Below are 26,743 nucleotides of genomic sequence, written 5' to 3'. Positions count from 1 at the left end.
CAGTGAAGGCATTCGTTGTCGACAAGTACAAAAAGAAAGGCGCTCTGCGCTTGGCCAACTTGCCAGAGCCGGAGTTGCGGGACGATGATGTCCTGGTTCGAGTTCATGCAACTGCTGTGAACCTTCTGGACTGCAAAGTCAGGGACGGAGAATTCAAGCTCATACTGCCGTATCGCCCGCCTTTCATTCTGGGGCACGATGTTGCCGGGACAGTTGTCCGGGTTGGCCCGAAGGTCAGGCGGTTCAAGGCGGGCAACGAGGTTTATGCACGACCGCGCGATCATCGGATCGGAACATTCGCGGAATTCATTGCAATGAATGAAACGGACGTGGCGCTAAAGCCCAAGAACATCAGCATGGAAGAAGCCGCCACTATCCCGCTGGTGGGGCTGACCGCCTGGCAGGCGCTAGTGGAGTTGGGCAAGGTGAAACCCGGTCAAAAGGTCTTCATTCAGGCCGGCTCCGGTGGTGTGGGGACTTTTGCTATCCAGCTCGCCAAACATCTCGGCGCGACAGTTGCGACGACAACGAGCACGAAAAATGCCGAGCTGGTCAAGAGTCTCGGCGCAGACGTCGTCATCGACTACAAGACGCAGGATTTCGAAAAGATTTTGTCGGGCTACGATCTGGTCCTGCACAGCCAGGACACCAAGGCGCTTGAAAAATCTCTGCGCGTGCTGAAACCAGGTGGCCTCCTCATCTCGATCTCGGGGCCGCCCGACCCAGAATTCGCCAAGGCACTAAAATTGAACCTGCTCCTGAAACTGGTGATGCGCGTGCTGAGTCATGGTGTGCGAAAGAAAGCCAGAAGCCTTGGTGTGCACTTCTCATTCCTGTTCATGCGAGCGGAAGGGCAACAGTTGAGCGAGATCGCTTCCCTTATCGAATCCGGCGCAATCCGTCCGATCGTTGACAAGTCTTTCCCGTTTGAGAAGACTGGGGACGCCTTGGCTTACGTCGAGACTGGGCGCGCGAGGGGTAAGGTCGTCATCAGAGTCGGGGAATAAGCCTCACCTGTAACTGGGGATACGTTTCTCGATGAAGGCCCGCACGGCTTCGGTGTGCTCCGTCGTACCCGCCGCAACGACCATCTTCTCGGCCTCGTGATCCAATGACGTCAGGAAGTCAGCCGATAACGCAAGGTCGAGATTATCCTTGATGGCGGCATAGGCGCTCACCGGACCGTTCGCCAACGTCCTCGCCCATGCGAACGCTTCGTTCTGCAGGTCAACATCAGGCACCACGCGATTTACCAGCCCCAGCGCTTCGCAGCGGCGTGCATCGATCCGTTCGGACAAGAACATCAGTTCGCGGGCACGCGCCGTTCCGGCCAGCCGGGTCAACAGCCACGAAATGCCGTAATCGCCCGTGAGCGCAATTCTGGCATAACCAGTCGTCATGATGGTGGATTCGGCTGCGATTCGAATGTCGCAGGCGAGCGCGATCGCTAGCCCAGCGCCAGCCGCCGGACCCGGCAGGGCCGCAATGGTGGGCTTACGCACCGAGACAAGCACGCCGGTCAGGGTTCGCTGACGTTCCCGCAATCGCGCAACCTTGTCGCTGAATGACATGGCCGGTGCGGCAGAGTTGCCGCCCATCCCCTTGACGTCACCGCCGGAACAGAAAGCGCTGCCTGCACCGGTAATCAGCAGTGCGCCGACGTCCGGATCGTCACCATTGCATTTGACCATCCGACGCAACGCCGGCGTGAGATGGTCGGACAGCGAATTTCGCGCCTCGGGTCGGTTCAGGGTGATCACGGCGACGCGATCCCGGATCGCACACAGCAGTTCGTCCGTCCCGGTATCAATCGAGATTGATCCATCCGTCATGGTTGTGACCTTTCATGTCCTGCGTCTGGATAGCTTTAGAACGAGTAAGCCCGTTACGCCGCTATGGCTGACCGGCCAGCGTCACCAATTTTCGTGGAATGGCCGCAGTTCCGTGAGGAATGACCAAGCCGATCGATCCTGACCGTAGAGATGGTACAGTTCGGCGGCGATGGCGGCAGGTTTGATGAAGAATTCGTCCGGTTTGTCGCTCATCCGCGCGCGCATCCGGGGCGTGTCGATCACGGCGTCGATGAGAACATAGGAGACGTGGACGCCGAGAGGCCCCATGTCACGCGCGATCGACTCGGCCAATATACGCTGCGCCGCCTTTGTCGGAGCGAAGCCGGCAAAATTGGCCTTGCCTCGGATCGAAGACGTGTTTCCGGTCACCAGGATCGCGCCCTTGCCGCGATCGATCATGTCAGGAGCCACTTCGCGCGCCAGGTACAATAAGGCCATCACGTTGACCTCGAAATTGCCCTTTAGCATCTTCGGGTCGATCTCACGAAAGCTGCCCCAGCCTCCTCCTACCGCGTTGTGGATGAGAACTTCCGCCGCGCCGAAACGGCGCTTTACGTCAGTGACCACGGTCCGTACCTGGCTCTCATCTGAGACGTCGCAGGTCACCGCGTGCACATCGGGAAGCTCTTGCGCAAGGCGATTGATGAGCTCCGCCGAGCGAGCAAGCGCTATGATACGGAATCCGCCTGCAGAGAACCGCTTGACGATGGCAGCTCCAGTGCCCGGCCCTACCCCGGTCACGATCGCGATTGGCTTCTCGGTCATTTTTCGCTCCCTTCGAGCTATTGTCCGGCCGCTCTCATATGAATTCGCTCGGACTGCGACTGATGGGAGGCAGCCTCGTGCGCGGACACCAGGGCCAGACGAACTGCGACGTTCTTGTGGTAGGGCGTGCCCGCAATAGGATCGCGGTTGCCACTCTCCGTGAGCAGATTGATGCGCGGCCCATTGATCAGGCGCTCTCCGTCCGACGTGGGGTATGCCTGACCGTAGCCGTGCGGCAGCGCCAACTGGCCATTCCGCATGGCGTCATCGACCTTGCAGCGGACGACGAGCCGCCCGACCACCGACTCGACAGCGATCCAGTCGCCATCCTTCGCGCCCAAGGCACTCAGATCGCTGGAATTGATCAACATGGCGCCGTCCGGATCCTCGCGACGCCACGCGGGATCACGAAAGATCTGGTTGGCATTGAACATGCGGCGACCACCAGCCGCCAGCATGAACGGGAACGCCTTTGGCACGCCCGCTGCTTGCGGATCGAGACGCGCAAGCCATTCCAACATTTGCGGGACCACCAGCCGAACCTTGCGATCCGAATGGCTGATCAATGACCAGACCTCGTCATAGTCGTGCCGGGTAACGGCAGTGCCCTGCCGGGTGGCCACGATAGTGTCGAACAGGAGATCGCCGAGCTGATGATCCGTCACCTCCTCCGATGCGCCCATCGCTCGCCGCACCGCTTGCGACGATCGCTTCGCGCAAGCCAGCGCCGCACCCCACAAGGGTGCCGCCGCCGCCGTGCCATCCGGAAGCGTCTGCCCCAGCGTATGGTAGAGCACCAAGGCAGCGACTGCGCCGGGGTTCTCCGCGATGAAAGCACGAAAGGCTGTGGCGAACTCGGCTCGCGAACGCCGCGCAGCCTCACGCAGGGGTGCGAGCACATTGTCACCTGGTAGACGCCCCAGGGCGATGGCAAGCCGCGTGTAGATCTCGGGCTCCGGCAAGGTGCCGGCGAGCGGCGGCAATACACCGGCACGAACGTGAAAATAGTTCGTCGGAAATTCGAAGTTGAACAGGGTGAATTCGGTTTTCTCGAATTGTGAGGACGCCGGGAGAACGTAATGCGCGAGCCGTGCGGTTTCGGTCATCGCAACGTCGACCACAACGCATAGTTCCAGCGAGCGCAGCGCGCGTTCCACGGCCTCGGTGTTTGCTGCCGTGTTGGCGGGATTGGAACTGTCGATCCAGGCGCAACGCAACCGGTCGGGATGGTCCTTGAGCACCGCTTCGGGGAAGATGTTGGGCGGCAACAGGCCCCCGATAATCGCGTCTCCGGTCGGTGCGAATGTCTGGTTAGGCGAATTGCCCCATAGCGGTTGAAGCCAGCTATGCAACTGGTTGGTACCTTCACGGCCGAAATTGCCGGAAAGCATGATCAAAAGCTTTTCGAGGTAGGAATTGAGCGTCGAGTTGATGCCTTGCTGGATGCCAAGCTCGACCCGGACCACCATGGCCTTCGCCGCGACGATCATCGCGGCGCAACGCTCCAGATCCGCGATCGAGATATCGGCGGCGGCAGCCCATTCTTCAATGGGGACATTTAACAGCGCTTGCCTCACCTCCGCGAAGCCGATCGTGTGCTCCTGAATGAACGCATGGTCGATCCGGTCGGACCGGACAAGCGTAGCCAGCAGCGCACCGAGGAGAAACGCGTCCGTGCCCGGACGAACCGCGAGATGCAGATCCGCCATTTCGGCGGTTTCGGTCCGCCGGGGATCAATGACGATCAGCTTGCGTGCGGGATCCTTGCGGATTTGATTGAGGTGGTCGCGCGCATTCGGGAAACCGTGCGCGATCCAGGGATTTGCGCCGATGACCAGCAGGAGGTCGCAATGATGTACGTCCTCGGCGGTGTGGCACGTCTGGCTGCCAAACATGTGGCCGTTGACCCAGAAGTCGCCGGTTTTTTCCTGCGAAAGGGCGTTGAAGACGCTGCGCGAACCCAGCGCGCGCAACAATCCACTGGCGTAGGCGCCGCCGGCGTGGTTGCCCTGCCCGCCGCCGCCGTAAAGGGCGATGCTCTTGCCGCCATACCTGTCGACGATGTCTCGCAGCCGCTCCGCGATTTCCGCAATCGCCACGTCCCACCCGATTGCATCAAAGCCGCCGTCGGCGCGACGACGCAGCGGGGTCGTGAGCCGATCCCTGTGATGCGCATAATATGGAATCCGGGTCGCCTTGTTGCACAGATAGCCCTGTGATTTCGGGCTCGAACGGTCGCCCCGTACTTTCTCGAGGCGCCCGTCATTCACCAAGACTTCGATTCCGCAATTGATGTAACACAGATTGCAGGCCGTCTTAAGCCACTTGCCGGCCGTCATGTTGACCTCCCTTATGTTATGATTTTTCGCAGCGCATCGCCTTTATGGTTCTTCGCTGCGGCTTCCGAATCCGGCCGCCGGCGGTCCTGCGGCCGGCATCGAGGATGCGGTCGGAAAGTTTCCCCGCGCCGACAGCACGCGACAGCACGATCGATCCCACCATGGTTGCGATAGCGCCCGTCGCGATTTGGCGGGCCTGTCGAGGTGGCTCACCGGGAAGCAACTCGACAAGGGCATCGATCATCTTCTCCAGTTTGGAAGTCAGGGCCTGCTGCTCGCTCGGGCTCGATCGCGCGACATCGACGGCCAGGGTTGGGAGCGCGCAACCGTGTTTAGGATTGTCGCGATGCCGGGGACTAAGATAATCGGCGATCAACGCCTCGAAGCGCTCCCTGCTGGTTTTCCCGTTCGCCAGTTTTTTCCACCGCTCGGTGGTCTGATCCATTGCAAAGGCGATCGCCTCGCTGACAAGCGCGGCACGCGAAACGAAATGGTTATAGAAGCCGCCGTGCGTGAGACCCGCGAGCTTCATCAAGTCGACAACACTGAGCCCTTCCGCGCCCTTTTGGCGCAAACCGTAGGACGCATTTTCAACGATCCGATTGTGGGTTTGACGCCTGTGGTCTTCTCCGTATCGCATCGCCACTCCGTGCAAGGTCCTAAGGTGACCGGCTGTACGAACCGTCTCCATCCCCTTAGCAATTCTGGAACCGCGCTTCCTTGACGGTCACGGCAACATTTCATTGCAATGCCGGCTATCTTATATGACTATCGTCATATAACAACACCTATCAACAGGAGAGTTCGCCATGGCCGCTGCTTCCGACCCCGTCGTCATCCTTTCCGCCGCCCGGCTCCCACGTGATCGGCGCGGCGCTGGAACGGGCCAAGCTGGCGCCCGAGCGGATCGATGAGGTTTTCATGGACAACGTATTGCCAGTGCATGCACTCGAAGCCCAAAACCTCAAGCGCGGCGTGGTCGCCCTCTGCATCGGTGGCGGTGAAGCCACCGCCATCGCGATCGAGCGCGTCGTCCGCGGCTAGCGCGGGCGATCCTGCAAAAAAGGCCCGGCGGCGACGCGAACCGTGTCGTTCGCCATCTTGTAACCTGCCTATTCCTATCAGCGCGAAAGTTCACATGGCTGACCAGAGCGAGACGATCAAGACCGCGCCGCTGGACGTTCCCGTCTCCAGCGCCCTGCCGATCGCGATCCTTTCCGTCCTGGCCGCCATGGGAACGCTGGCGACCAACATCTTGCTGCCGTCGCTGCCACAAATTGCGATCTCATTGAATGTCACGAGCGCGGCGGTCACCTCCGCCATTACCGTCTATCTTGCAGTGTTCGGGTTGGGCCAGCTCGTGGTTGGACCGCTTTCGGATCGCTATGGAAGACGCTGGCCGGTCCTGATCGGATTTGCCGTGTTCATCGGCGGCAGCGTCTGGTGCGGTTTGGCAAACGACCTACCTAATCTTTTGGCCGGCCGCGTCGTGCAGGCTGCAGGCGCTTGCGCGACGTCTGTGCTGTCTCGCGCCATCGCCCGCGACATGTTCAGTGGGGCGGCACTGGCACGCGCGCTGGCGCTCATCATGATCGTAATGTCCGCAGCCCCCGGCTTCTCGCCGCTGCTTGGCGGCGCACTCGATCACAGCTTTGGCTGGCGCTCCGAATTCGCTCTCGTCGCGGCTTTCGCTGCTGTTGGCGCTATTGCCTACGGCATCGTCCTCGGCGAAACCCACCATTCGAACCGCACTCCGCTCAACCCGGTCGCCATCGTCAGGACCTATGCTGGCCTGATTGGAGATCGTCGCTTCGTTATCCCGGCTGCAACCGCGAGTCTGATCATAGGCGGCTTGTTCTCCATGTTTTCGGCTGCACCGCGCTTATTCATTGAAGCGATGCACTTCACGCCGATCCAGCTCGGCCTGTTCTTCGCCGGCACCGTCTTTATCGTATTCGCCGCCGGTATGCTGGCGACGAAATTGGCACCACGCTATGGGCTCGATGGCCCGATCCGGGCAGGATTGTGGGCGACGACCGCCAGCAGCGTTGCGATCCTGCTCATCTCGATGACCAGCCCGACTTTCTTGCCGTTTCTGGGCGCGATGTGTCTATTTCTCCTCGGCATGGGCGTTGTCAGTCCGCTGGCGACGGCGCGGGCGCTCTCGCCATTCGGGGAGAAAGCCGGCGCCGCCTCGGCGCTGCTGGGTTTCTGGCAGATGATGACCGCCGCAATCGGCGTATGGCTTGCCGCCACGGTGTCGCATGAAGCAATGTTCGCGCTCGGCGTCGTGTTGAGCGCATTTTCACTGCTCGCACTTGGCCTGTACGCGTGGGGCCTAAGGTCACCTGCTCCCCATTAGGTGCCATGGAACTTCGGTTTGCTGCTGCCTGGCGGGCGCGGCATCTCGAACATGTTCTCTGTCTTGACCTCGAGGTAATCACCACCACGGCCGGCGCGCAGTATGGGACGCGCAAGTGCAGTGTTGTAGACGCCGTCCTCGATCAAGGACTTGTCGATGTATACTGCGACGACCTCGCCGAGTACGAACCATCCTTCGACCTTCTCACCGCGCGCATTCGCCAACTGAGAGACCTCGACGACCTTGCATTCCATAGCGGCCCTGCTCTCGCCTACCCGCGGCACAGCGACGTGGCGCCCGGGTATTGGCGTCAGCCCTGCTGCTTCGAACTCGCTCACTCCGTGATCGAGAGGCGTCGCCGTCACGTTCATGCGCTCGCCCAGATCCATTGTGACCAGATTCCAGACGAATTCGCGGGTCTCGCTGACGTTTTTTACGGTATCCTTCCACGAAATTGAGGAGAACCCAATTATCGGGGGGTCGTAGAGAAACGCGTTGAAGAAGCTGTATGGAGCGAGATTCAGTTGAGCAGCCGCATTGCGCGACGAAATCCAGCCAATCGGACGCGGCGCGACAATCGCGTTGAACGGATTATGTCTGAGTCCGTGGCCCCTCGAAGGCTCGTAGTAGTGGAAGTCGGTCAGATCCATAAATTTCCCCGAGGCTGCCGAAGGCCATCCATCGCTGGCCAGTCCAGCTTCATCAATAACGATCAACCCACGCATGACTAGGCGTGGGCCTCTCGTCAGAACATCCGGCAGCAGCATACCCGTGGGGAAACGCTCACGCGATCGCCCGGGCGACAGCCGGCCTTTGCTCGGCATCATTGAGAAAGCCAGTCAGGCGCTGACGGATGATTCGTTCGGCCTCCGCCATGATGCGGTCGATCAATTCCTTCACCGTTGGGATATCGCGAATGAGCCCTGCGACCATGCCGCAGCTCCACGCGCCCGCGTCCATATCGCCGTCGATCATCACCTTCGGATAGACTCCAGCGACCTGCTCGTGGATGTCGCCAATCTTCAGGCCTGCGCCCTTGTCGCGCTCGATCTCCAGCAACTGCTCGACGCCCTTGTTCTTCAAGACGCGCTCGGTATTGCGTAGCGCGCGCATGACCAGCACGGTGTCGAGTTCGGTCGCCTTGACCAAGGCCTGCTTTACATTGTCGTGAACTGGCGCTTCCTTGGTGGCGATAAAGCGGGTACCCATGTTCATGCCGGCCGCCCCCATCGACAGCGCCGCGACGAGGCTCCGCGCGTCGGCCATGCCGCCCGACGCCACGAATGGAATCTTCAGTTCGTCCGCCGCACGGGGCAGCAGGATCATGTTCGGGATGTCGTCCTCGCCGGGATGGCCGCCGCATTCGAAGCCGTCGACGCTGACAGCATCGCAGCCGATCTTCTCGGCCTTGAGCGAGTGCCGCACCGAGGTGCATTTGTGGATCACCTTGATGCCGGCGGCTTTCAGCGCGGGCATGTACTGCTCGGGGCTGCGGCCTGCGGTCTCCACTGCCTTGACGCCACCTTCCTTGATAGCGGCGATATATTCCGGATAGGGCGGCGCTGTGAAGCTCGGCAGGAAAGTAAGGTTCACACCGAACGGCTTGTCCGTCATGTCGCGGCAGCGCGCGATTTCCTTCGCCAGCAATTCGGGCGTCTTCTGGGTGAGGCCGGTGATGATGCCGAGACCGCCGGCATTCGACACCGCGGCGGCGAGTTCGGCAAACCCAACATAGTGCATTCCGCCTTGAATAATCGGATGATCGATGCCGAACATCTCGGTAATTGCAGTCTTCACGTGTGCCTCCGATAGGTTGGAAATGTACCGCCTTACTGGCCGTTGTTCGTCAGTGGACAATTTCGAGGAGGCCCGCGGCACCCATGCCGCCGCCAATACACATGGTAACAACAGCATACTTGGCCTTGCGCCGGCGGCCCTCGATCAAGGCGTGGCCAGTCAGCCGCGCTCCGGTCATGCCGTAGGGATGACCGACTGCGATCGATCCGCCGTTGACGTTAAGCTTTTGCGGGTCGATCCCGAGCTTGTCGCGGCAATAGATCACCTGCACCGCAAATGCCTCATTCAATTCCCACAGATCGATATCATCAATTTTAAGTCCGTGACGCTTGAGTAGCCGGGGCACGGCGTAGACCGGCCCCACTCCCATCTCGTCAGGCTCGCAGCCCGCTGCGACAAAGCCGCGGAAGATACCGAGTGGCTTTAATCCTTTCTGTGCCGCCAGCTTGTCGCTCATGATAACGGCGGCACTGGCGCCGTCCGAGAGCTGGCTCGCATTGCCGCCGGTAACGGTGAAGCCCGGCCCCTTTGCCGGCTTGACGCCCGCAAGACCCTCGGCCGTGGTATCGGGACGCGGCCCCTCGTCGGCCGACAGCGTCACTTGCTGATACGACATTGCCCCGGTCGCCTTGTCCGTGACCGCCATCGCGGTCTTGATCGGTGCGAGTTCGTCGTTAAAGCGGCCGCCCTGCTGCGCTGCTGCCGTCCGGCGCTGGCTCTCCAGGCTATATTCGTCCTGACGTTCGCGCGAGATATTGTAGCGTTTCGCCACGATCTCGGCGGTATCCAGCATCGCGATGTAGGCATCCCCTTTCATTGCGAGCAGTTCAGGATCGACGGCATGAAAGCTGTTGAACTGGTTGTTCTGTACCAGGCTAATCGATTCGCCACCGCCGCCAATGGCAACCTCCACGCCATCGAAGATGACCGAGCGCGCAGCCAAGGCAATCGCCTGCAGGCCAGACCCGCATTGCCGGTCGATGGTGGTTCCGGCCACGCTGACCGGGAGTCCGGCGCGCAGCAGCGCCTTGCGTGCAATGTTGGTGCCTGTGGCGCCCTGTTGCATCGCGCAACCCATCACAACATCTTCGACTTCGGCGCCCTCCACGTTGGCGCGTGACAACGCAGCGGAAATGGCATGACCCAGCAATGTCGCGCCTTCGGTATTATTGAGAGCACCCTTGTAGGCCTTGCCAATGGGGGTGCGAGCAGTCGAGACGATTACGGCTTCGGTCATTGCTTGCCTCTGGTCGGGGGTGCGGTAGTCGAATTTGCTGCGTTGGAAGGACAATTAGCTCTGCTGCGCGTACCGCATCAGATGGTAGGTGGGGTCACCGAATTGGACGTTGATGGAGCTTATTCGCTTGAAGTAATGACCGACGTTCAGCTCGTCGCTCATGCCCATGCCGCCGTGCAGTTGCACGGCCTGCTCCGCGACGAAGCGTGCGGCGTATCCGACCTTCGACTTCGCGCCGGACGCCAGTTTCGATCCATTTGGCTCTTGGGTGGCGAGGCTGAGGTTCAGATGCTGGGTGAGCGAGAGCGCCTCTTCGAGCGCGATGAACATGTCGACCATGCGGTGCTGCAACACCTGGAAGGTCCCGAGAGCGACCCCGAACTGCTTGCGCGTTTTACTATACTCCAGCGTCGCCGAATTCAGCACAGACATCGCACCGACTGCTTCGGCGCACAGAGCGCCGATAGCCCGGTCGCGGCAGGCCTCCAGAGCGGTGACACCCCACCCTTCAAGGCCCAGCAATTGGCTGGCCGGTACTTCCACGTTCATCAGCGTGAGTTCAGCGGCTCGTCGGCCGTCGACCGTCTTGAAGCTCTGCAAGTGAAGATTGGCCGAATGGCGATCGACCACGAAGAGGCTCACGCCAAAGCGATCGCGGGCTTCGCCCGACGTGCGCGCCGAGACGATCAGCTTGTCAGCCCACGGCGCACCGACCACCGCAGCTTTGGTTCCGCTCAGAACAAAGTTGTCCCTTTCGCGGCGTGCAGTGGTGGTAACGTTGTTGAAATCGTAGCGTGATCGTCCCTCCGCCCAGGCCACCGCCCATATCGCATCGCCCTCCATGATGTTCGGCAGAAATGCTTCGCGCTGCTCGGCCGAGCCGACGTCCTCGATCAGGCCACCGGCAAGGACAACCGTCTCAAAATACGGCTCGACGACGAGGTTGCGGCCGAACTCCTGCATCACGATCATCGTCGCAATCGAGCCGCCACCGAGGCCACCGGAGCTTTCCTTGAACGGCGCGGCGCAGAGTCCGAGTTCGGAGAACGATTTCCAGTGCCTGCGACTCCAGCCTTCATCGCTCGCAACGATTTTGCGGCGCTCGTCGAAATCGTACTGCTCGCGCAAGAAGCGTTGGATGCTGGACCGGAGCAATTCCTGTTCTTCCGTCAACTGAATATCCATCGGATGCCTCGTGCGATGTGGTCAGAGACCCAAAACCGCTTTTGCGATGATGTTGCGCTGGATCTCGTTCGAGCCCCCGTAAATGCTGAGCTTGCGGGAGTTCAGATGCTTTTCCGTCGCGGTGTGTCCATAGTCCGGCCCCGGCATGAAGCGGTTGGCGCTTACCGGGTGCTCACGGATGGCAAGACCGTAATTTCCGATCGCCTGGTGAGTCAGGTCGGTGATGCGCTGGAATATCTCGGTGCCCCTGATCTTGAACAGCGACGCGGCCGGTCCCGGATCGATGCCGCGCGACATCTGCGCGACGATGCGCAGTTCGGTCGCCTCCAGCGCCAGCACATCGAGCTCGACGCGCGCGATCTCCCTGATGAACTCCCCGAAGGACGGATCGTCCTCGCCGACTTCGGTTCTCACGATCTGCTTGAGACGCCCGAGATACCGAGTGGACCGGCCGATCCCGGCCATGCTGGTACGCTCGTTGCCGAGCAGGAATTTCGCGTATGTCCAGCCCTTGTTTTCCTCGCCGATCAAGTTCTCCACGGGGACCCGCACGTCCTCCAGGAACACGTCGTTGACTTCATGCGATCCGTCGATGGTGATGATGGGCCGCACGGTGACGCCCGGCGATTTCATGTCGATCAAGAGGAAGGAAATGCCGGCCTGAGGCTTCGCGTTAGGATCCGTTCGCACCAGGCAAAAGATCCAGTCGGCATGCTGGGCCAGCGTCGTCCAGGTCTTGTGGCCGTTGACGATGTAGTGGTCGCCGTCGCGCACTGCCTTGGTGCGGACTGAGGCGAGGTCGGAGCCGGAGCCCGGCTCCGAATAGCCCTGGCACCACCAGTCGTCACCGGAGAGGATTCGCGGCAAAAACTTCTTCTTCTGCGCATCGTTGCCGAAGGTGTAGATGACCGGACCGACCATGGTGACGCTGAACGCCAGCGGCGGCAGCGTTCCGGCGCGCGAGGTTTCCTGCTCAAAGATGAATCGTTGCGTGACGGACCAGCCGGGGCCACCATATTCCTTGGGCCAGAGCGGCGCGGTCCACCCCTTCTTGTGCAGGATGCGGTGCCAGAGCAGCGACTGCTCCTTGGTCAAATCGGTCTCGGGGTTTGGAACGCGCATTTCCTGCGGATAGTTCTCCGCAATAAAGGCGCGCACCTCGTCACGAAACGCAGCATCTTCGCTGGAAAGATCGAGTTCCATCGTGAGAGGCTCCCGCTACCACTTCTCGCCGAAGGGACGAATCTCCAGTTCAAAGGTCCAAGCGCTTTTGGGCTGCTGATAGAGCAGCCAATAGGATTCTGCGACCGAGGATGGCGGCATCAACGCATCGGGGTCGTCCAGCGCGGTCGGGCCGAGCGCCTCGATCCGCCGCTGGCGCACCCATTCGGTATCGACGCCGGAATCAATGATGAGGTGGGCCACGTGGATGTTCTTGGGCCCCAGTTCGCGGGCGGTTGCCTGTGCGACGGCTCGCAGCCCGAACTTTGCGCTGGCGAAAGCCGCATAGCCGATTCCGCCGCGCAGGCTTGCCGTTGCTCCGGTGAAGAAGATATTGCCTTTGCCCCGGGGCAGCATCAGCCGGGCCGCTTCCCGGCCGGCGAGAAAGCCGGAATAGCAGGCCATTTCCCAGACCTTGCGGAACACGCGCTCGGTGGTTTCCAGAATCGGGAAGTTGACGTTGGCGCCGACGTTGAAGATGCAGACCTCGAGCGGTGCGTGCTTGTCGGCATCTCCAAGGAAGGAGATGATCTCCTCTTCCTTGCGCGCATCGAGCGAACGCGCGTGAATTTCGCCGCCCGCCTTCTCGATCTCCTTGACGAGCGGCTCGAGCTTGGCGCCGTTGCGGCGCCCGGCAAACACCGTGAAGCCCTCCGAGGCGAACTTCTTTGCGATCTCGCCACCGATAAAGTCCCCGGCACCGATCACGGCCACGGTTGCGTTTCTCTTTTGCAAAGGCGTTCTCCCGGTCAGGTTAAGTTAGTTCGTCGCTGGAATCTCGCCGCCTACCTGGCGGCAGCTCGGTCGCGATGCAAACAGGCCGCGATCTCATGCTCGCGTATCTTGCCGGTTCTCGACCAGCGCGATCCGGTCGGGGCTTCGGCAGCCTGTCTTGCCGTTACTTTATGGCTGCGGCCCGGCAAGCCGACAGCAATCTCGTCGAGATTGATCGCTTCCGAAAGCTCCGCCACGACCGACCTCCCGACCAAAGCATGCCCATTTCTGCAACGCGGCACATTCGTCGTTACCTAACGTTCTTTTTTAGAACTCGTCAATCACTAATTCATCATCCCTGTTTGATGAGGTCCCGAAAGGGGCAACTTGGCTGCCCTATTCAACCGCGCAGAATTGAAAACCCCCGTTTACAAGGCATCGATCCGACGCTACGTTAAAAGTATCAAATAGGAACTTAAAGGGAGCAATGTGATGGTGGAGCGCCGCGGCGTAGCGATACTTGTGGGCGCCGGCGACGCCATCGGCGCGGCCGTCGCCAGGCGTTTTGCGAAGGGCGGCTATACGGTTTGCATCTGCAGACGTGATGCGTCCAAGTCGCAGGGACTTGTGGGCGAGCTGAGGGCTGCGGGGCATAACATTCACGCGTTCAGTGTCGATGCCCGCCAGGAAAAAGAGGTCCAAGGCATATTCGCGCGAATCGAGAAAGAGTTCGGACCCATCGAGGTCTGCCTCTTCAACGCGGGATCGAACGTCAACAAGCCATTGCTGGAGACAACCGAGAAGCTGTTCTTCAAGGCCTGGGAATTGGCCTGCTATGGCGGCTTCCTGGTCGGACGTGAGGCTGCGCGCGTCATGCTTCCGCGCGGACACGGCACCATCTTCTTTACGGGTGCGACGGCCAGCGTGCGTGGCGGCCAGGGGTTTGCGGCCTTTTCATCGGCGAAGTTCGGACTTCGAGCAGTGGCCCAGGCGATGGCGCGCGAGCTGGGGCCGAAGAACATCCACGTCGTACATCTCCTGATCGACGCCGGCGTGGACAGCGAGGCCATTCACCAGCGCATGAAAGCAGCGAAAGGGATCGAGGCAAGCGAAATTCCCCCAGACAGCCTGACCAAGACATCTTCCATTGCCGAAGCCTACTGGTTCACCCATCGGCAAAGCAGGGATGGCTGGACCCACGAGCTCGATCTCCGTCCCTCTATGGAGAAGTGGTGACATGAACGCGACACCAAACCTGACCCTGTGGGGCGTTGGGACAAGCCGCACTGTTCGTCCGCATTGGGCCATGCACGAACTGGGCTTGGCCTACGAGACAAAGCCCATCGGGCCGCGAACGGGCGAGACCAAGACCGCTGAATACACCAAGCTCAACCCGCGCCAGAAGATTCCGCTTCTTCAGGACGGCGACTTCTGCATCGGCGAGAGCGCCGCGATCGTTGCCTACCTGTCGCGAATGTATTCCACGAAGGAATGCTCGCTGATTCCTGAAACCACCCGCGACTATGCCGCATGGCTGGAGTGGTGTTTCTTTATCGTCGCGGAGCTGGACTCAACCAGCCTTTACGTGATGCGCCGCCATCGGGCCGACGCGCTCGGTCCGATCTACGGTATTGCGCCCGAGGTCGTTGCCCAGGCCGGCGAATATTTCCGCCAGCAGTTGCGCCATGTCGAAGTCGCGCTCGCAGACGGACGGCAATTCCTCATGGGCGACAGGTTTACTAGCGCTGACATCCTGCTCACGACCTGCCTTGAGTGGGCCGTCGCCTATGGCGTCGGCATTTGCGACAATGCGCAGCCCTATCTCGAACGCATCAAGAAACGGGACGCCTATCAGCAAGCCGTCGCGGCGAACGTCCCGATGGCACCGATCACGCCTGTGCCGGCGAAAGCTTAGAAACCGACCACCCCCTCGCGCGGGACGGATTGGCGTCAGACCGCCACGCGCACGCTGCGTTCGGCGATCATCTTGTCGATGGCGCTATCGTCGTAGCCCAGTTCGCGCAACACGTTGAGCGAGTGCTCGCCAACCCGGGGAGCAGGCCCGCCGATCGCGGCTTCATTGATCTCAAAGCGGGCCGCCGGCTTGGGCTGCCGCACTCGCCCGACCTTCGGCTGATCGAATTCCGCGATTATGCCGCGCGCGATCACCTGTTCATTGTGGATGATTTCGCCCCGTCGCAGGATCGGCGCGCACGGCACGTCGGCAGCATCGAGGCGCTCCAGCCATTCGGCGGTCGTGTGCAGGCTGATGTATTCCGCCATCTTGTTGATGCGGGCCGTGGCATTGACCGAACGCGCCGATGGCGTCGCAAAGCGGGGATCCTTGGCAAGCTCGGGATCGCCAGAGGCCCGGCAAAAGCCCTGCCATTCGGAATCCGAAATGGTACCGGCCGTGATGTAGCCATCGCTGGTCTTGAACACGAGATCCGGCCGGTCGTTGGGATCGGCGGCGGTGGCCTCGGCTCCTACCACCGTGTACTGCATCATGCCTTCCGGCCACAGGTAGGAAATCATCGCATCCAGCATCGCGACCTGAATATGATCGCCCTGCCCGGTTTTCTCGCGGGCGTAGAGCGCCGCCGCCACCGCCTGTGCGGTGAACACGGCCGTGGTCTTGTCGCAAACGATGGTGCGGATCATCTGCGGACGGTTGGTGACCGGCTGCGACTGGATATCGGCGAAGCCGGACAGGCCCTGAATGATCGGGTCATAGACGCGCTTCTTCACGTACGGGCCGGTATCGCCGACGCCGCTGATCGAGACGTAGATCAGGCGCGGATGCCGCTGCCGCAACTCTTCTACACCGAGTCCGAGGCGCTCCATGGTGCCGGGCCGGAAGTTCTGTACCAGCACATCAGTCCGCGAGACCAGCTTGGCGAGCACATCGCGGCCAGCCGCGCTCTTGACGTCGATCGACAGCGAACGCTTGCCGCGGTTCGAAGAGATGAACAGCGCGGAGAACTCGCCGTCCTTGTCGATGGTGGCACGGCTGCGGCGGGTGATGTCGCCGCCGATCGGCTCGATCTTCAGGACGTCGGCGCCCTGATCGGCCAGAAACATGGTGGCGAACGGGCCCGACACAACGCCAGTCAAATCGAGGACACGAACACCGCTAAGCGGGCCAGGCATGGGAATTCTCCCTCAGTTTACTTTTGCTTTGGGTCCGAGAGATTTGGCTTTCGCCACTTAACCCGGGACAGTCGCCGCTGTCAGGCCGTCTTGGGAACAGGTTGCCTGATCTGTTCGACGATCGACTCCTCGACGTCACGAAGCTGATCCTTGCCGAAGAACATTTCCTTTCCAACGAAGAAAGTCGGCGAGCCGAATGCTCCCCGGCTGACTGCATCGTTGGTCAGGTCGATCAGCCTCTTCTTGACATCATCCTGTTGTGCGCGCGCGGTCAACCGGTCGATATCGATCCCCGAGGAGATGAATGCGTTCCGGAAGATTTCGAGGTCGTCCATCTTCTTCGGCTCTTCCCACATATGATGGTAGGCGGCGCGGAAATAGGGCTCGAACACGCCCTCGAACTGGGCGGCGACGGCGCCACGCATCAGCATCAGCGTATTGACCGGAAAGAAGGGATTCTGACGGAATTTCGTGACGTTGTGGCGTCGGATAAACCGTTGGGTCTCGAGTGCCTGGTATTCCGGCTTGTTCTTGATGCCGCGAAGCGATTCGAACGGCGACATGTTGCCGGTCGCCTTGTAGATGCCGCCGAGCAAAACCGGGACATACTCGAACTTCACGCCGGTACGCCGCTCGATCCCCGGAATGGCAACTTCCGCCAGATAGGCGTTGGGGCTGCCGAAATCGAACTGGAATTCTACCTTCAGGGGCATGTCGGCTTCTCCCGGAGCGCGCATTGGATGATCAGGTTTGATGTAGAATAGCCGAATTCCGGCTGCCGCCCACCTTTACAGTTCTAAAAACGAACTGTCAAACTTTTGCGAATTTCTGCTGATTTTTGCGTCCCCAATAGGGGATTGTTTGGAGCTGAGTACCTATCTAGAATGGTAGCAAAGCGGAGGTTCCCTGGACGATTCGAGCGGAATCGGGCGCCGGATGACTGGAGAGCAGGAAAATGCGATGGGATGCCCTTGAAGAAGAACCGTGTTCGATGGCCCGCACCATCGGCGTGATCGGTGACCGTTGGACCCTCCTTATTCTGCGCGAATGCTTCCTGCGCACCCGCCGCTTCGAAGGATTTCAGTCCGCGCTCGGGATTACACGGCATTTGCTCGCCGAACGGCTGAAGAAACTGGTCCGGCAAGGCGTGCTGCGCCGCATTCCCTATCAGGAATCGCCCAAGCGGCATGAATATATTCTCACCCAGAAAGGACTCGATCTCTATCCGATCATGATGGCGATTGTGCATTGGGGCGACACGCACATGGTCGACGAACGCGGGCGACCTTTGCTGCACCAGCACCGCAAATGCGGCAAGGACTTCGATCCGGTCATGGTGTGCTCCGAATGCGGCGAGCCGCTTTCGGCCAAGGAGGTTCATACCCACCCCGGCCCCGGTGCCCGAAGCACCCCGGCGGCAAAGGTGCCAGAGAAGCCGAAGGCAAAGCCGCGCCGCCAAGTCGCTTGAGGTGGCCGCTCACCCGGCTGCTGCATCGAAGGTCTCGCTCGGTAGATCGCACCGCGAGCGAAATGTCCGCAGGCGCCACCTGGCGAACACGAGATGTCCGGCAACGGTCGCGGACGGTTGAACTCGCCCTCAGATCTGGATCACATCTCGATTTGCTTCGTTGCAGTAGAGACGTTCCACCTGGTCAGAGCGATGTTTCAGCACAGCACGTTGATTGACGTAGGCCTTGTCGGTGATTTCTCCTGCCGCCAATGACGGCGGATCCTTTAGCAGGGAGAACGAACAAATTAATTCGCTGCTTCCAACAGTTTCGTTGTATTCCTGAAAACGATCCTTCAGAAATTGAATCACGAAAGGGTCGCAGGTCAAATCCGCGGCTGGCGCCTTGGAAATCCGCGCTGCCTCGGTCGGGTTCAGCCAGCAGAGCAGCGCGCACGATTCACGATTTTCCCCCGCGACGACAATGTCCAGCAATACGCCGCGCGTTGCCGCCAAAATCGCCGCACGCATATTCCCGATCGAGACCCATGTGCCGTTCGCGAGCTTGAAGTTCTCGGAAATTCTGCCTGTAAAGCGCAGCCCAAGCTCCGGCTTCTGAGGATCCAGAAACGAGACGGTGTCGCCGATGCGATAGAAGCCTTCCTCATCGAAGGCCTTTTCCGTCAAATCCGGCCTTCCGAGATAACCTGGAGTAACGTTGGGTCCCTTGACCCTTGCTTCGTAAGTATCGGAAACAGGGATCAGTTTTAGCCGCAGACCGGGTGCGGGAAGACCGATCTCGCCCGGCTGGTCGGTCGCCCAATGGGTCGTACTGATTGTCGGGGCCGTTTCGGTGGTGCCGTAGCCTGACATGACCGGAATTCGCCGGCCGGTGATCGACGATGTCAGCCGATTGAGCTTTTCAAGCGTGCCCTGCGAGATTGCAGCCCCGGCATAGCTCAATCGATCCAGCCGCTTGAACACGCTGGCGCCAAGATCGAGGTCGTTCTCGATCGCGTCACACAAGAGATTATAGCCGGCAGGCACGTTGAACATGGCAGTCGGCGAAATCTCCTTGAGATTCGCGATCGTCTTGTGGAAGAGCTGAGGCAGCGGCCGGCCATCGTCGATGTAGAGCGTCCCGCCATTCTTGAGAATGCTGTGAAGTATTACGTTACTGCCCATCGTATGATGCCAGGGCAGCCACTCAACCTGTACCGGTGCGTCCGGGGGAGACACCAGCAGACTCCCCATTTGCAGGGAGCTCGCCATCATGCGGTGCGTGTTGAGCACGCCTTTGGGGAAGCCGGTCGAACCGGACGTGAAGAGAATCTTTGCGACGTCATCGCAAGATACCGCACGTGATGCACCCGCGAAACTTTCACTCTCCGTTCGCGTTGTCAGTGCGCCGAAAGGCACGGTGTCCGGCGCCCCATCGACACTGATCCAGGTTGCGGCTGCCAGTTCGGGAATCGAGCGCCCCGCGGAAAAGTCGCGTCCGCTCTGGACGAAAACGAACTTCGGGCGCAGCGCTTCCGCGATATCCTGGAGACGAGCCAGCCCGCCGGGCATCAGCGTGTAGTTTGGCGATATCGGCGCCAGGATTACCCCCATCGACATCGCGGCAAACGAGATCACCGCGTTCTCAATCGAGTTTCCTGAAAGTACCGCCAGCTTGTCAGCCGGCTTTGCGCCCATATCGATCAGGCTTTGGCCGACCGCCTGAACCTGCAACCATGCTTCGCTATAGGTGATCTCGTCCCACCCCCCATTCGCATTGCGTTGCGCGAGAAAAATTCTATCCGGAACGGAACCTGCCCAGCTCGGAAGAAAATCCGTGATGCGCCAGTCACACTTCCCCAATTCGAGGGGCGAGCTCAACACGAGCGTTCCGTCGGTTCGACACTCGATGGAAAGCTCCCTCGCCGCGAACGTCAGTGCCTTCGTCGACATCGAAAACGACCTCCTGAATTGCTGTGATGGTCCGATGAGCGCGCGAGACGCGGTTCAACCCTGATGCCCATCGCTGCTGTGCCCGGCCGGACCGGTCGGCAGTTCGCCCCGGCTAACTACCGCGCCCGTCGCTTCGCTAATGCGAGGTCACTCGGACCTGGCGTCCAGCACTTCCCCGAAGCCTTCCCAACTTGTGCCCGTCCATCGCTGCAACCGCATCTGCGTCCAGATCATGTTCTCGGTGTCGCTTGTGTTGACCTTGATGCCGGGCAGTGCCGTTGGAACGACGAAATCCTTCAGGTTCTTGGCCTGCACCAGAATATTTTTGCGAGACAGGTCGTTGCCGCACTGCTTCAGAATCTGCTCGAGCAGGATGCCTTGCTGATAGCCGGTCAGATAGCTGCCATTGGTGATATCGACACCCGGCAAATACTTGTCCAGAAATGACCGGTAGGCCTGCATGGCAGGGTCGTCTTTCCAGGTCGGATCCAGAATATCCTTGTTGGTCGTGCCAACAATCGCGCCGACCGATTTGTCGAGGCCGGCCGGTGCGAGCGTGCCTCCGACAGACCCGGATGGGAAATTGAGGATTACGGTCGCCTTCCAGCCGATCACCGCGGCTTGCCGGATGGCCTGGGCTGCGAACTTCGGCGTGCCGGCGATCACAAGAGCGTCGGCACCGGAACTCTTCAGGTTGACGACCTGGGAATCAACCGTCGGTTCGGTGACCTCATAGGAAGCAGTCACGACCTTTCGGTCGAAATCCTTTCCGAGAAACGCCTTGAAGGCGCTGACATAGTCTTTGCCAAGGTCGTCGTTCTGATAGAGGATCGCATACTTGGCGTTTGGCAGTGCCTTCGTCAGATACTTTGCATAGATTTTGCCTTCGGTGTCGTAACTGACAAGACCTGTCGTGGTCATCGGGTAATTGGCGACGTCCGTGAACTTGGATGACCCGCTGATAATTGCGATGCTAGGCACCCCTTTCGACCGCAGGTATTTTGCCGTAGCCGAGATGCCCGGGGTGCCGAGCTGGCCGAACATGAACGACACTTCATCGCTCTCGACCAGTTTGCGAACGTGCTCAACCGCCTTGGGAGGGCTGTATGCATCGTCGTATGCGATGTAGTTGATCTTGCGTCCGTTAATGCCGCCGCGGTCGTTCACCAACTGAATGTAGGCGATAAGCCCCTTCCCTACGAGACCGATCGATGACGCCGGTCCGCTGAAGGGAAAAACGCCGCCGACCTTAATCTCCGTCGCTGAAATCCCGGGCTCTTCAGCCGCGAATGCAGGCCCGCTCAAAAGTAAAGCCAGAGCCGCCACGGCCTTCCATTTCATCAACATTGCTCGTCCTCCCAAACGCGCACCTTCCGGGGTACGTCGCTGCTGCAGCCTACAGTTCTTTTTCAGAACTCGTCAAGCGCTTTAGATTATCGCTCCCCGGCCCGCTCGCGCGGTCTCGCGGGTGCGGGCTGAAACTTAAGAGTTAAACTATTCCGGAGAATCTGCGTCTTGCGGGCCATCGCCGCCACATGGAGACCACGCGCGATCGCACGCCGAATGCCAGCCAGGCAAGTCACGGAACACCGTCTCGGCCAGCGCGCACATCCATTCTGTTATCGAACTAACTTTGACGCATCTGGGAGCTGGTGGGCGAGAACCAGAGGTGTCTCGTCCGCCAACAGGCCCTACTCGGCGGCCATTGCTGTTCGCAATTCCGGTTCCGCCGTCGAATCCTCGTGGCTCTCATCTTCAGTCGGCTTGATCCGAAACCACGCGGCATAAAGCGCAGGAAGGAACAGCAGGATCAGCACCGTGCCGACCGCCGTGCCGCCGATCAGCGTATAGGCCATCGATCCCCAGAAGACGGAGTGAGTGAGAGGGATGAAGGCCAGCACGGCGGCAAGTGCGGTCAGGATCACTGGCCTCGTGCGTTGCACCGTGGCCTCGATGACGGCGTGATAGTCATCAAGGCCGGCAGCACGGTTCTCCTTGATTTGTTCGGTCAGGATCAGAGTATTGCGCATCAGGATGCCCGCCAGTCCTATCAGGCCCAGAATGGCGTTGAATCCGAAGGGCTGGTTAAAGGCGAGCAACATCGGCACGACGCCGACGAGGCCAAGCGGTGCCGTTAGCATGACCATGGCCATCGTCGAGAACGATCGCACCTGCAGCATGATGACGATCAGCATGGCGGCGATCATGGCGGGAAAGACCGTCGCCAACGCGTCATTGGCCTTGGTTGCCTCCTCGATCGATCCGCCCAATTCGATGCGATAGCCGGCCGGAAGCGATGCGATCAGCGGCCGAAGGGCTGTCTTGATCTCCTTGGAGACCTCTGGAGGCTGGGTCGCCTCATTGATGTCCGAGCGAATCGTCACGACGGGTGTGCGATCGCGGCGCTTCATAATCGGCTCTTCCAGACGGATTTCCGAATGGCCGATCTGGTCGAGCGGAATCGGGCGGCCGTCCCGGCTCATCAGTGAGAAATCCGCCAAACGCGTCGGATCCAGCCGCTCGCCGCCGGCGCTGCGTGCCACGATGGGGACATTGCGGATGTCCTCGCGGACCTGCGTAACGGCGATGCCCGTGAGGAGGAACTGCAGCTGCCGGCCCACCTCCGATGGCGAAAGGCCGATGAGGTTCAGTCGATCCTGATCCGGGATGAAGCGGAGCACGGGTGTGCGATTGCCCCAATCGCGGTTCGCTTGCCGCACATCGGGAACGCCACGCATGATATCGAGGGCTTTTTCAGATATGGCGTACAATTGCGCAGGATCAGGACCCATGACGCGAAACTCGACCGGGAACGGCGTGTAGGGGCCGAACACGAGCTGAGTGACGCGCACATTGGCCTCAGGTGCAAGCCCATTTGACACCGCCTGTCGCAGACGGTGCTTCAAAGTCTCGCGCGCCTCCGCGTCCGGCGTGAGCACGACGATCTTGGCGAAGGCCGGATCGGGCAGCTCCGGCGCCATCGCGAAGAAAAAGCGAGGAGCGCCCTGACCGACATAGCTCGTGACGATCTTGGCCTCCGACTGGTGGTCCAGCCAGTGCTCGAGCTTCTCGACTGTGGCGGTCGTCGTCTCGATGCTGGTGCCTTCCGGCAGGCGAACCTCCACCAGCACTTCGGGGCGGTCGGACGTCGGGAAGAACTGCTGCTTGACGGCGCCCATGCCGACGACCGAAAGCGCGAAAGCGATGGCGACGATGCCGCTGGTCACGAACTTGTGGCGCACGGCGAAGGTGATGAGGCTTCGCAGGCGCCGATAGTTCGGTGTGCCGTAGATCGCGTGGTGACCGCCTTCGACCGGCTTGATCGCGGGCAGCATCTTGACGCCAAGGTAGGGCGTGAAGATCACCGCGACGATCCAGGAGACGATGAGGGCGAACCCCACGACCCAGAAGATGTTGCCGGCGTATTCGCCGGCCGTCGAGCGCGCGAAGCCCACCGGCAGGAACCCGGCGACTGTCACGAGCGTGCCCGACAACATTGGCGCCGCTGTGTGGCTCCACGCGTAGGCCGCCGCCTTGATGCGGTCCATGCCCTCTTCCATTTTCACCACCATCACCTCGATGGCGATGATGGCGTCGTCCACGAGAAGACCAAGCGCCAAGATGAGGGCGCCGAGCGTGATGCGGTCGAAGAACCGACCGGTTTCCAGCATGATGAGGAACACGACGGCAAGCGTCAGAGGGACGGCAGCCGCCACGACGATGCCGACGCGCCAGCCGAGGCTGAGCAGGCTCACCAGCAGCACCACGCCGAGCGCCATCGCAAACTTCATCATGAATTCGTCAACCGCCGAGGTGATGTTGACGGCCTGGTCGCTGACTTTGGCCAGACTCATCCCGAGCGGCAGCGTCCGGGCGATAGCTGCGGACCTCTCCTCCAGCGCCTTGCCGAGCGCGAGGCCATCCCAGCCCTCTTGCATAACCGCCGCGAGCATGACGGAGGGCTCACCCTGGTGGCGGATGAGGTAGGTGGGAGGATCCTCGTAGCCGCGGCGGACTTCGGCGATGTCGGAGAGTTTCAGCGTCCTCCCCGCAGCGACGATCGGCGTGTCGGCGATTGCCTGAACGCTGTCATAAGCGCCGTCGACCCGGATGAAGACCTGCGGCCCCTTGGTGTCGATCGAGCCTGCCGGCGTGACGGTGTTCTGCCGCTGCAAGGCGGCAACAATGTCCTGTGCCGACACGCCGAGGGTTGCCAGTTTGGCATAGGAAAATTCGATGAATATCTGTTCGGGACGTTCACCGAGGATGTTGATCTTCTTGACGCCGGGCACGTGCAGGAGATCCTGGCGAATAGTCTCGGCTTGCCTGGCGAGTTCCCGCATCGGCATGCCCTTCGCCTTGAGGGCATAAAGGGCGAAGCTCACGTCGGAGTATTCGTCGTTGACGAACGGGCCGAGCACACCAGAGGGCAGCTTGCGCGCTTCATCCGCAAGCTTCTTGCGGGCCTGATAGAACTCCTCCTGCACGCTGGATGGCGGTGTGCTGTCCTTCAGCGTAACCGTCATGTACGCATAACCTGGCCGTGTGGTCGTCTCCACCCGGTCGTACCAGGTCAGCTCCTGAATCCGCTTCTCCAAGGGTTCGGCGACCTGGTCCTGCATCTCGCGCGCCGTCGCGCCTGGCCATACCGTCGTGACCGTCAGGGTCTTGATGGTGAAGGACGGGTCCTCCGCACGCCCGAGCATGAGGAAGGCGTAGGCGCCTGCGGCCGCCAGCAGGACGATGAAGAACAGGGTGACCGCCCGTTCGCGAACGGCGATCGCGGAAAGATTGAGGCTCATCAGTTGCTCCCGCTTTCAGAGGCAGTTCTGACGCGCGCACCCTCGTGCAGGAGATGAGCGCCAAGGGAAACAATCGAGTCACCAGAGCTCAATCCAGAAATCACGGCGGTTTCGTCGCTCACCCGAACAAGTTTGACCGGCTGAAAGCGTACGGTTGAGGTGGCGCTATTCAGGACCCACACACCGGTCTTCCGGCCGTCATCGAGCACGGCTCCCAGCGGCACCTGAACTTCCGGCTGAATAGCCTGGCTTGCGAGCCGAATGGTTACCGTCGCGCCAAGCGGTGCTGCCGCGGCCTCACCGTCGAGCACGTAACGGGCCTCATAGGTACGGGTCTGAGCATCGGCGGAATCCGACAACTGCCGCAGATGCGCCGTATAGCGTCGCCCATCGGCCGCCCCATACACGCTGGCCTCAGCCACGGAGCCGATTGCGGGCCGGATCGTTTCGGGAAGCGCGACCACAGCTTCGCGGGGACCGGCCTTTGCGATCCGAACGACTGTCTGGCCGGCAGAGACGACCTGTCCGGGCTCGCCAAGCGTTTCAACCACCGTTCCGTCCGCATCCGCGACGAGGACCGAGTAGGTCGCCTCATTCTCGGCGACCCGCGCATCAGCTTCGGCGGTGGCGAGTTGCGCCTCGGCCGTGTCCAACGCGGCCTTCGCTTGCTCGTAGCGCTGTCGCGAAGCCCATCCGTTGCTGACCAGTTTGGCGTATCGCTGTTCATCCGCATCGGTCTGAACGACAGATGCACGCGCCGCTGCAACGGCATTGCGCTTTGCCGTGACCGCAAGGCGAAGGTCGGTTTCGTCGATCCGCATCAGCGGCTCACCGGCTTTGACCTGCTGACCGCTATTAACAAGCCGTTCCACGATCTTGCCGGCGACGCGAAACCCGAGGTTGCTCTGCACCCTCGCCCCGATGATGCCCGTGAAACCGCGTTCGGATCCATTCACCCGCGCTGCCGTCGCCAGTCTGACCATCGGCGGTTCCTGCCTCGGGTCACGCGCCGCGGAAGCTTCTTGGGCGGGAATAGCAAGAGTAGCGAAGACGGCCGCTCCGGACGCCGCGATCAGGACACCTGCCAAGACCAAAAGTCTGCTCTTTCTCATTGCCATCTCCAAGCCACTTAGATTTCATTCGAACTCTATAACCACATTAGAGTTCGATCGCAATCTAAATTGGAGCGCTGACGAAAACGTGATCCCGCGAAATAGGCCACTTCGACCTCCGGGGGGCCTCAGATTCCGCCATGCCCCACTTGATAGATTGCGTTCGAACTCTATCTGAGTTATAGAGTTCGACCAAAATCCAAATGGAGGTCCAAGATGCGGGTGAGTCGCATTCAAGCCGCGGAGAACCGCCAAACCGTGATCAATGTGGCGAGTCGCCTCTTCAGGGAGCGCGGCTTTGATGGCATCGGGCTCAAGGATCTGATGAAGGCGGCCGGCCTAACCCAAGGTGCCTTCTACAAGCAGTTCGCCTCAAAAGAGGATCTGGCGGTAGAGGCGTCCAAGCGCGCATTGGAGAGTGCTTCCGGCCGATGGTCGGATGCGGCCGAGAAAAATCCTGATGATCCGCTCGGCGCGGTGATTGCGTTTTACCTCAGTGGTGACCATCGCGAAGAAAAGATGGACGGCTGCCCGATTGTGGCGCTCGGCGCGGATGCCGCCAGACAGGGATCCGACGTGAAGGCGGCATTCGAAGCCGGAATCAAGGCGCATCTCGAAGTGCTCGGCCGGTTCATTGCCGAGACCGGCGGCGAGGAGTCCAGTGGCAAGGCCATGGCCATTCTCACGACGATGGTCGGTGCGGTGACGCTATCGCGAGTGGTCAACGATCCGGATTTGGCTCGGGCGATTCTGGATGCAGCAGTCAAACAGGTCCGAGAAGCCGCCGCCGCTTGAAAGATCGCGCC

24 protein-coding genes are annotated in these 26,743 nt (G+C 60.7%); 7 read left to right on the top strand and 17 right to left on the bottom strand.

Annotation, left to right across the window (positions count from 1 at the left end):
• The first annotated feature begins 2 nt into the window (after positions 1-2).
• Entirely contained in the window at positions 3-1,007 is a 1,005-nt protein-coding gene (locus V1286_RS03910) for an NADP-dependent oxidoreductase (protein ID WP_334477707.1), read from the top strand.
• A 3-nt stretch (positions 1,008-1,010) separates the two neighbouring features.
• Here the strand turns inward: V1286_RS03910 and V1286_RS03905 are convergent, their stop codons facing one another.
• The 4 genes from V1286_RS03905 to V1286_RS03890 all read right to left on the bottom strand — a co-directional run bounded on the left by V1286_RS03905 (position 1,011) and on the right by V1286_RS03890 (position 5,648).
• Entirely contained in the window at positions 1,011-1,832 is an 822-nt protein-coding gene (locus V1286_RS03905; protein ID WP_334477706.1) for an enoyl-CoA hydratase-related protein, read from the bottom strand.
• Between the two features lie 81 nt (positions 1,833-1,913).
• Positions 1,914-2,618 carry an SDR family NAD(P)-dependent oxidoreductase gene (locus tag V1286_RS03900; RefSeq protein ID WP_334477705.1) on the bottom strand — a complete coding sequence of 235 codons (705 nt, stop codon included), beginning with the start codon at positions 2,616-2,618 and terminating at the stop codon, positions 1,914-1,916.
• A gap of 17 nt (positions 2,619-2,635) precedes the next feature.
• Positions 2,636-4,957, bottom strand: coding sequence for a molybdopterin-dependent oxidoreductase (locus V1286_RS03895; RefSeq protein ID WP_334477704.1), 2,322 nt, complete (start codon positions 4,955-4,957; stop codon positions 2,636-2,638).
• Positions 4,958-4,973: 16 nt separating this feature from the next.
• A complete protein-coding gene (locus tag V1286_RS03890) occupies positions 4,974-5,648 on the bottom strand; it encodes a TetR/AcrR family transcriptional regulator (RefSeq protein ID WP_334477703.1) in 675 nt (224 codons plus the stop codon).
• A 170-nt stretch (positions 5,649-5,818) separates the two neighbouring features.
• Here V1286_RS03890 and V1286_RS03885 point away from each other — a divergent pair, with 170 nt between their 5' ends.
• Positions 5,819-6,001, top strand: coding sequence for a hypothetical protein (locus tag V1286_RS03885; protein ID WP_417021309.1), 183 nt, complete (start codon positions 5,819-5,821; stop codon positions 5,999-6,001).
• 94 nt (positions 6,002-6,095) lie between these two features.
• Entirely contained in the window at positions 6,096-7,319 is a 1,224-nt protein-coding gene (locus V1286_RS03880; RefSeq protein ID WP_334477702.1) for a multidrug effflux MFS transporter, read from the top strand.
• Here the strand turns inward: V1286_RS03880 and V1286_RS03875 are convergent.
• The 7 genes from V1286_RS03875 to V1286_RS03845 all read right to left on the bottom strand — a co-directional run bounded on the left by V1286_RS03875 (position 7,316) and on the right by V1286_RS03845 (position 13,730).
• Entirely contained in the window at positions 7,316-7,969 is a 654-nt protein-coding gene (locus V1286_RS03875) for a flavin reductase family protein (protein WP_334477701.1), read from the bottom strand. The genes V1286_RS03880 and V1286_RS03875 overlap by 4 nt on opposite strands.
• A gap of 133 nt (positions 7,970-8,102) precedes the next feature.
• Positions 8,103-9,116 (bottom strand): NAD(P)H-dependent flavin oxidoreductase, encoded by a 1,014-nt coding sequence (locus tag V1286_RS03870; RefSeq protein ID WP_334477700.1) that lies wholly within the window; start codon positions 9,114-9,116, stop codon positions 8,103-8,105.
• A gap of 49 nt (positions 9,117-9,165) precedes the next feature.
• Complete coding sequence (locus V1286_RS03865; RefSeq protein WP_334477699.1) at positions 9,166-10,353, bottom strand: acetyl-CoA C-acyltransferase; 1,188 nt, start codon at positions 10,351-10,353, stop codon at positions 9,166-9,168.
• Positions 10,354-10,407: 54 nt separating this feature from the next.
• A complete protein-coding gene (locus V1286_RS03860) occupies positions 10,408-11,538 on the bottom strand; it encodes an acyl-CoA dehydrogenase family protein (protein WP_334477697.1) in 1,131 nt (376 codons plus the stop codon).
• 21 nt (positions 11,539-11,559) lie between these two features.
• The gene (locus V1286_RS03855; protein ID WP_334477696.1) at positions 11,560-12,741 is read right to left on the bottom strand and encodes an acyl-CoA dehydrogenase family protein; all 1,182 of its coding nucleotides are present in this window, start codon (positions 12,739-12,741) and stop codon (positions 11,560-11,562) included.
• Between the two features lie 15 nt (positions 12,742-12,756).
• Positions 12,757-13,494 carry an SDR family oxidoreductase gene (locus tag V1286_RS03850; RefSeq protein WP_334477695.1) on the bottom strand — a complete coding sequence of 246 codons (738 nt, stop codon included), beginning with the start codon at positions 13,492-13,494 and terminating at the stop codon, positions 12,757-12,759.
• 50 nt (positions 13,495-13,544) lie between these two features.
• Positions 13,545-13,730, bottom strand: coding sequence for a hypothetical protein (locus V1286_RS03845; RefSeq protein WP_334477693.1), 186 nt, complete (start codon positions 13,728-13,730; stop codon positions 13,545-13,547).
• A gap of 235 nt (positions 13,731-13,965) precedes the next feature.
• Here V1286_RS03845 and V1286_RS03840 point away from each other — a divergent pair, with 235 nt between their 5' ends.
• Together V1286_RS03840 and V1286_RS03835 are read left to right on the top strand one after the other, a co-directional pair.
• On the top strand, positions 13,966-14,709 hold the full coding sequence (locus tag V1286_RS03840; RefSeq protein WP_334477692.1) for an SDR family NAD(P)-dependent oxidoreductase: 744 nt from the start codon (positions 13,966-13,968) through the stop codon (positions 14,707-14,709).
• A 1-nt stretch (position 14,710) separates the two neighbouring features.
• Positions 14,711-15,388 (top strand): glutathione S-transferase family protein, encoded by a 678-nt coding sequence (locus V1286_RS03835; protein ID WP_334477690.1) that lies wholly within the window; start codon positions 14,711-14,713, stop codon positions 15,386-15,388.
• 35 nt (positions 15,389-15,423) lie between these two features.
• Here V1286_RS03835 and V1286_RS03830 read toward each other — a convergent pair whose 3' ends face one another.
• Positions 15,424-16,623: a CaiB/BaiF CoA transferase family protein gene (locus V1286_RS03830; RefSeq protein ID WP_334477688.1), complete on the bottom strand. Its 1,200-nt coding sequence runs from the start codon at positions 16,621-16,623 to the stop codon at positions 15,424-15,426.
• 80 nt (positions 16,624-16,703) lie between these two features.
• Positions 16,704-17,336, bottom strand: a complete 633-nt coding sequence (locus V1286_RS03825; protein ID WP_334477686.1) for a 2-hydroxychromene-2-carboxylate isomerase — start codon at positions 17,334-17,336, stop codon at positions 16,704-16,706.
• Between the two features lie 242 nt (positions 17,337-17,578).
• Between V1286_RS03825 and V1286_RS03820 the strand changes: the two genes are divergently transcribed.
• Positions 17,579-18,091, top strand: a complete 513-nt coding sequence (locus V1286_RS03820) for a winged helix-turn-helix transcriptional regulator (protein WP_334477685.1) — start codon at positions 17,579-17,581, stop codon at positions 18,089-18,091.
• Positions 18,092-18,220: 129 nt separating this feature from the next.
• On the opposite strand, the gene V1286_RS03815 is transcribed toward V1286_RS03820, so the two are convergent.
• The 4 genes from V1286_RS03815 to V1286_RS03800 form a co-directional block, all read right to left on the bottom strand.
• Entirely contained in the window at positions 18,221-20,023 is a 1,803-nt protein-coding gene (locus V1286_RS03815) for an AMP-binding protein (RefSeq protein ID WP_334477684.1), read from the bottom strand.
• A 147-nt stretch (positions 20,024-20,170) separates the two neighbouring features.
• Positions 20,171-21,370, bottom strand: coding sequence for an ABC transporter substrate-binding protein (locus V1286_RS03810; RefSeq protein ID WP_334477683.1), 1,200 nt, complete (start codon positions 21,368-21,370; stop codon positions 20,171-20,173).
• 344 nt (positions 21,371-21,714) lie between these two features.
• Positions 21,715-24,825 (bottom strand): efflux RND transporter permease subunit, encoded by a 3,111-nt coding sequence (locus V1286_RS03805; RefSeq protein ID WP_334477682.1) that lies wholly within the window; start codon positions 24,823-24,825, stop codon positions 21,715-21,717.
• Complete coding sequence (locus V1286_RS03800; protein WP_334489523.1) at positions 24,825-25,937, bottom strand: efflux RND transporter periplasmic adaptor subunit; 1,113 nt, start codon at positions 25,935-25,937, stop codon at positions 24,825-24,827. The genes V1286_RS03805 and V1286_RS03800 overlap by 1 nt, the downstream gene beginning before the upstream one ends.
• Positions 25,938-26,153: 216 nt before the next feature.
• On the opposite strand from V1286_RS03800, the gene V1286_RS03795 reads away from it, so the two are divergent.
• Positions 26,154-26,732, top strand: a complete 579-nt coding sequence (locus V1286_RS03795) for a TetR/AcrR family transcriptional regulator (protein WP_334477680.1) — start codon at positions 26,154-26,156, stop codon at positions 26,730-26,732.
• Positions 26,733-26,743: the final 11 nt, after the last annotated feature.

Origin of the sequence: Bradyrhizobium algeriense (genome assembly GCF_036924595.1) — a bacterium.
Taxonomy (GTDB): domain Bacteria; phylum Pseudomonadota; class Alphaproteobacteria; order Rhizobiales; family Xanthobacteraceae; genus Bradyrhizobium; species Bradyrhizobium algeriense.
Note: the sequence above shows the minus strand (reverse complement) of the source record. Positions and strands in the feature narration are given on the sequence as shown.

What these genes read in the sequence shown, in the direction of transcription:
- V1286_RS03895 (WP_334477704.1), bottom strand. Translation starts at nt 4,957, where the DNA reads ATGACGGCCGGCAAGTGGCTTAAGACGGCCTGCAATCTGTGTTACATC.
- V1286_RS03880 (WP_334477702.1), top strand. Translation starts at nt 6,096, where the DNA reads ATGGCTGACCAGAGCGAGACGATCAAGACCGCGCCGCTGGACGTTCCC.
- V1286_RS03825 (WP_334477686.1), bottom strand. Translation starts at nt 17,336, where the DNA reads ATGCCCCTGAAGGTAGAATTCCAGTTCGATTTCGGCAGCCCCAACGCC.
- V1286_RS03905 (WP_334477706.1), bottom strand. Translation starts at nt 1,832, where the DNA reads ATGACGGATGGATCAATCTCGATTGATACCGGGACGGACGAACTGCTG.
- V1286_RS03840 (WP_334477692.1), top strand. Translation starts at nt 13,966, where the DNA reads ATGGTGGAGCGCCGCGGCGTAGCGATACTTGTGGGCGCCGGCGACGCC.
- V1286_RS03835 (WP_334477690.1), top strand. Translation starts at nt 14,711, where the DNA reads ATGAACGCGACACCAAACCTGACCCTGTGGGGCGTTGGGACAAGCCGC.
- V1286_RS03860 (WP_334477697.1), bottom strand. Translation starts at nt 11,538, where the DNA reads ATGGATATTCAGTTGACGGAAGAACAGGAATTGCTCCGGTCCAGCATC.
- V1286_RS03820 (WP_334477685.1), top strand. Translation starts at nt 17,579, where the DNA reads ATGCGATGGGATGCCCTTGAAGAAGAACCGTGTTCGATGGCCCGCACC.
- V1286_RS03800 (WP_334489523.1), bottom strand. Translation starts at nt 25,937, where the DNA reads ATGAGAAAGAGCAGACTTTTGGTCTTGGCAGGTGTCCTGATCGCGGCG.
- V1286_RS03865 (WP_334477699.1), bottom strand. Translation starts at nt 10,353, where the DNA reads ATGACCGAAGCCGTAATCGTCTCGACTGCTCGCACCCCCATTGGCAAG.
- V1286_RS03815 (WP_334477684.1), bottom strand. Translation starts at nt 20,023, where the DNA reads ATGTCGACGAAGGCACTGACGTTCGCGGCGAGGGAGCTTTCCATCGAG.
- V1286_RS03830 (WP_334477688.1), bottom strand. Translation starts at nt 16,623, where the DNA reads ATGCCTGGCCCGCTTAGCGGTGTTCGTGTCCTCGATTTGACTGGCGTT.
- V1286_RS03805 (WP_334477682.1), bottom strand. Translation starts at nt 24,825, where the DNA reads ATGAGCCTCAATCTTTCCGCGATCGCCGTTCGCGAACGGGCGGTCACC.
- V1286_RS03890 (WP_334477703.1), bottom strand. Translation starts at nt 5,648, where the DNA reads ATGGAGACGGTTCGTACAGCCGGTCACCTTAGGACCTTGCACGGAGTG.
- V1286_RS03900 (WP_334477705.1), bottom strand. Translation starts at nt 2,618, where the DNA reads ATGACCGAGAAGCCAATCGCGATCGTGACCGGGGTAGGGCCGGGCACT.
- V1286_RS03810 (WP_334477683.1), bottom strand. Translation starts at nt 21,370, where the DNA reads ATGTTGATGAAATGGAAGGCCGTGGCGGCTCTGGCTTTACTTTTGAGC.
- V1286_RS03795 (WP_334477680.1), top strand. Translation starts at nt 26,154, where the DNA reads ATGCGGGTGAGTCGCATTCAAGCCGCGGAGAACCGCCAAACCGTGATC.
- V1286_RS03855 (WP_334477696.1), bottom strand. Translation starts at nt 12,741, where the DNA reads ATGGAACTCGATCTTTCCAGCGAAGATGCTGCGTTTCGTGACGAGGTG.
- V1286_RS03875 (WP_334477701.1), bottom strand. Translation starts at nt 7,969, where the DNA reads ATGGATCTGACCGACTTCCACTACTACGAGCCTTCGAGGGGCCACGGA.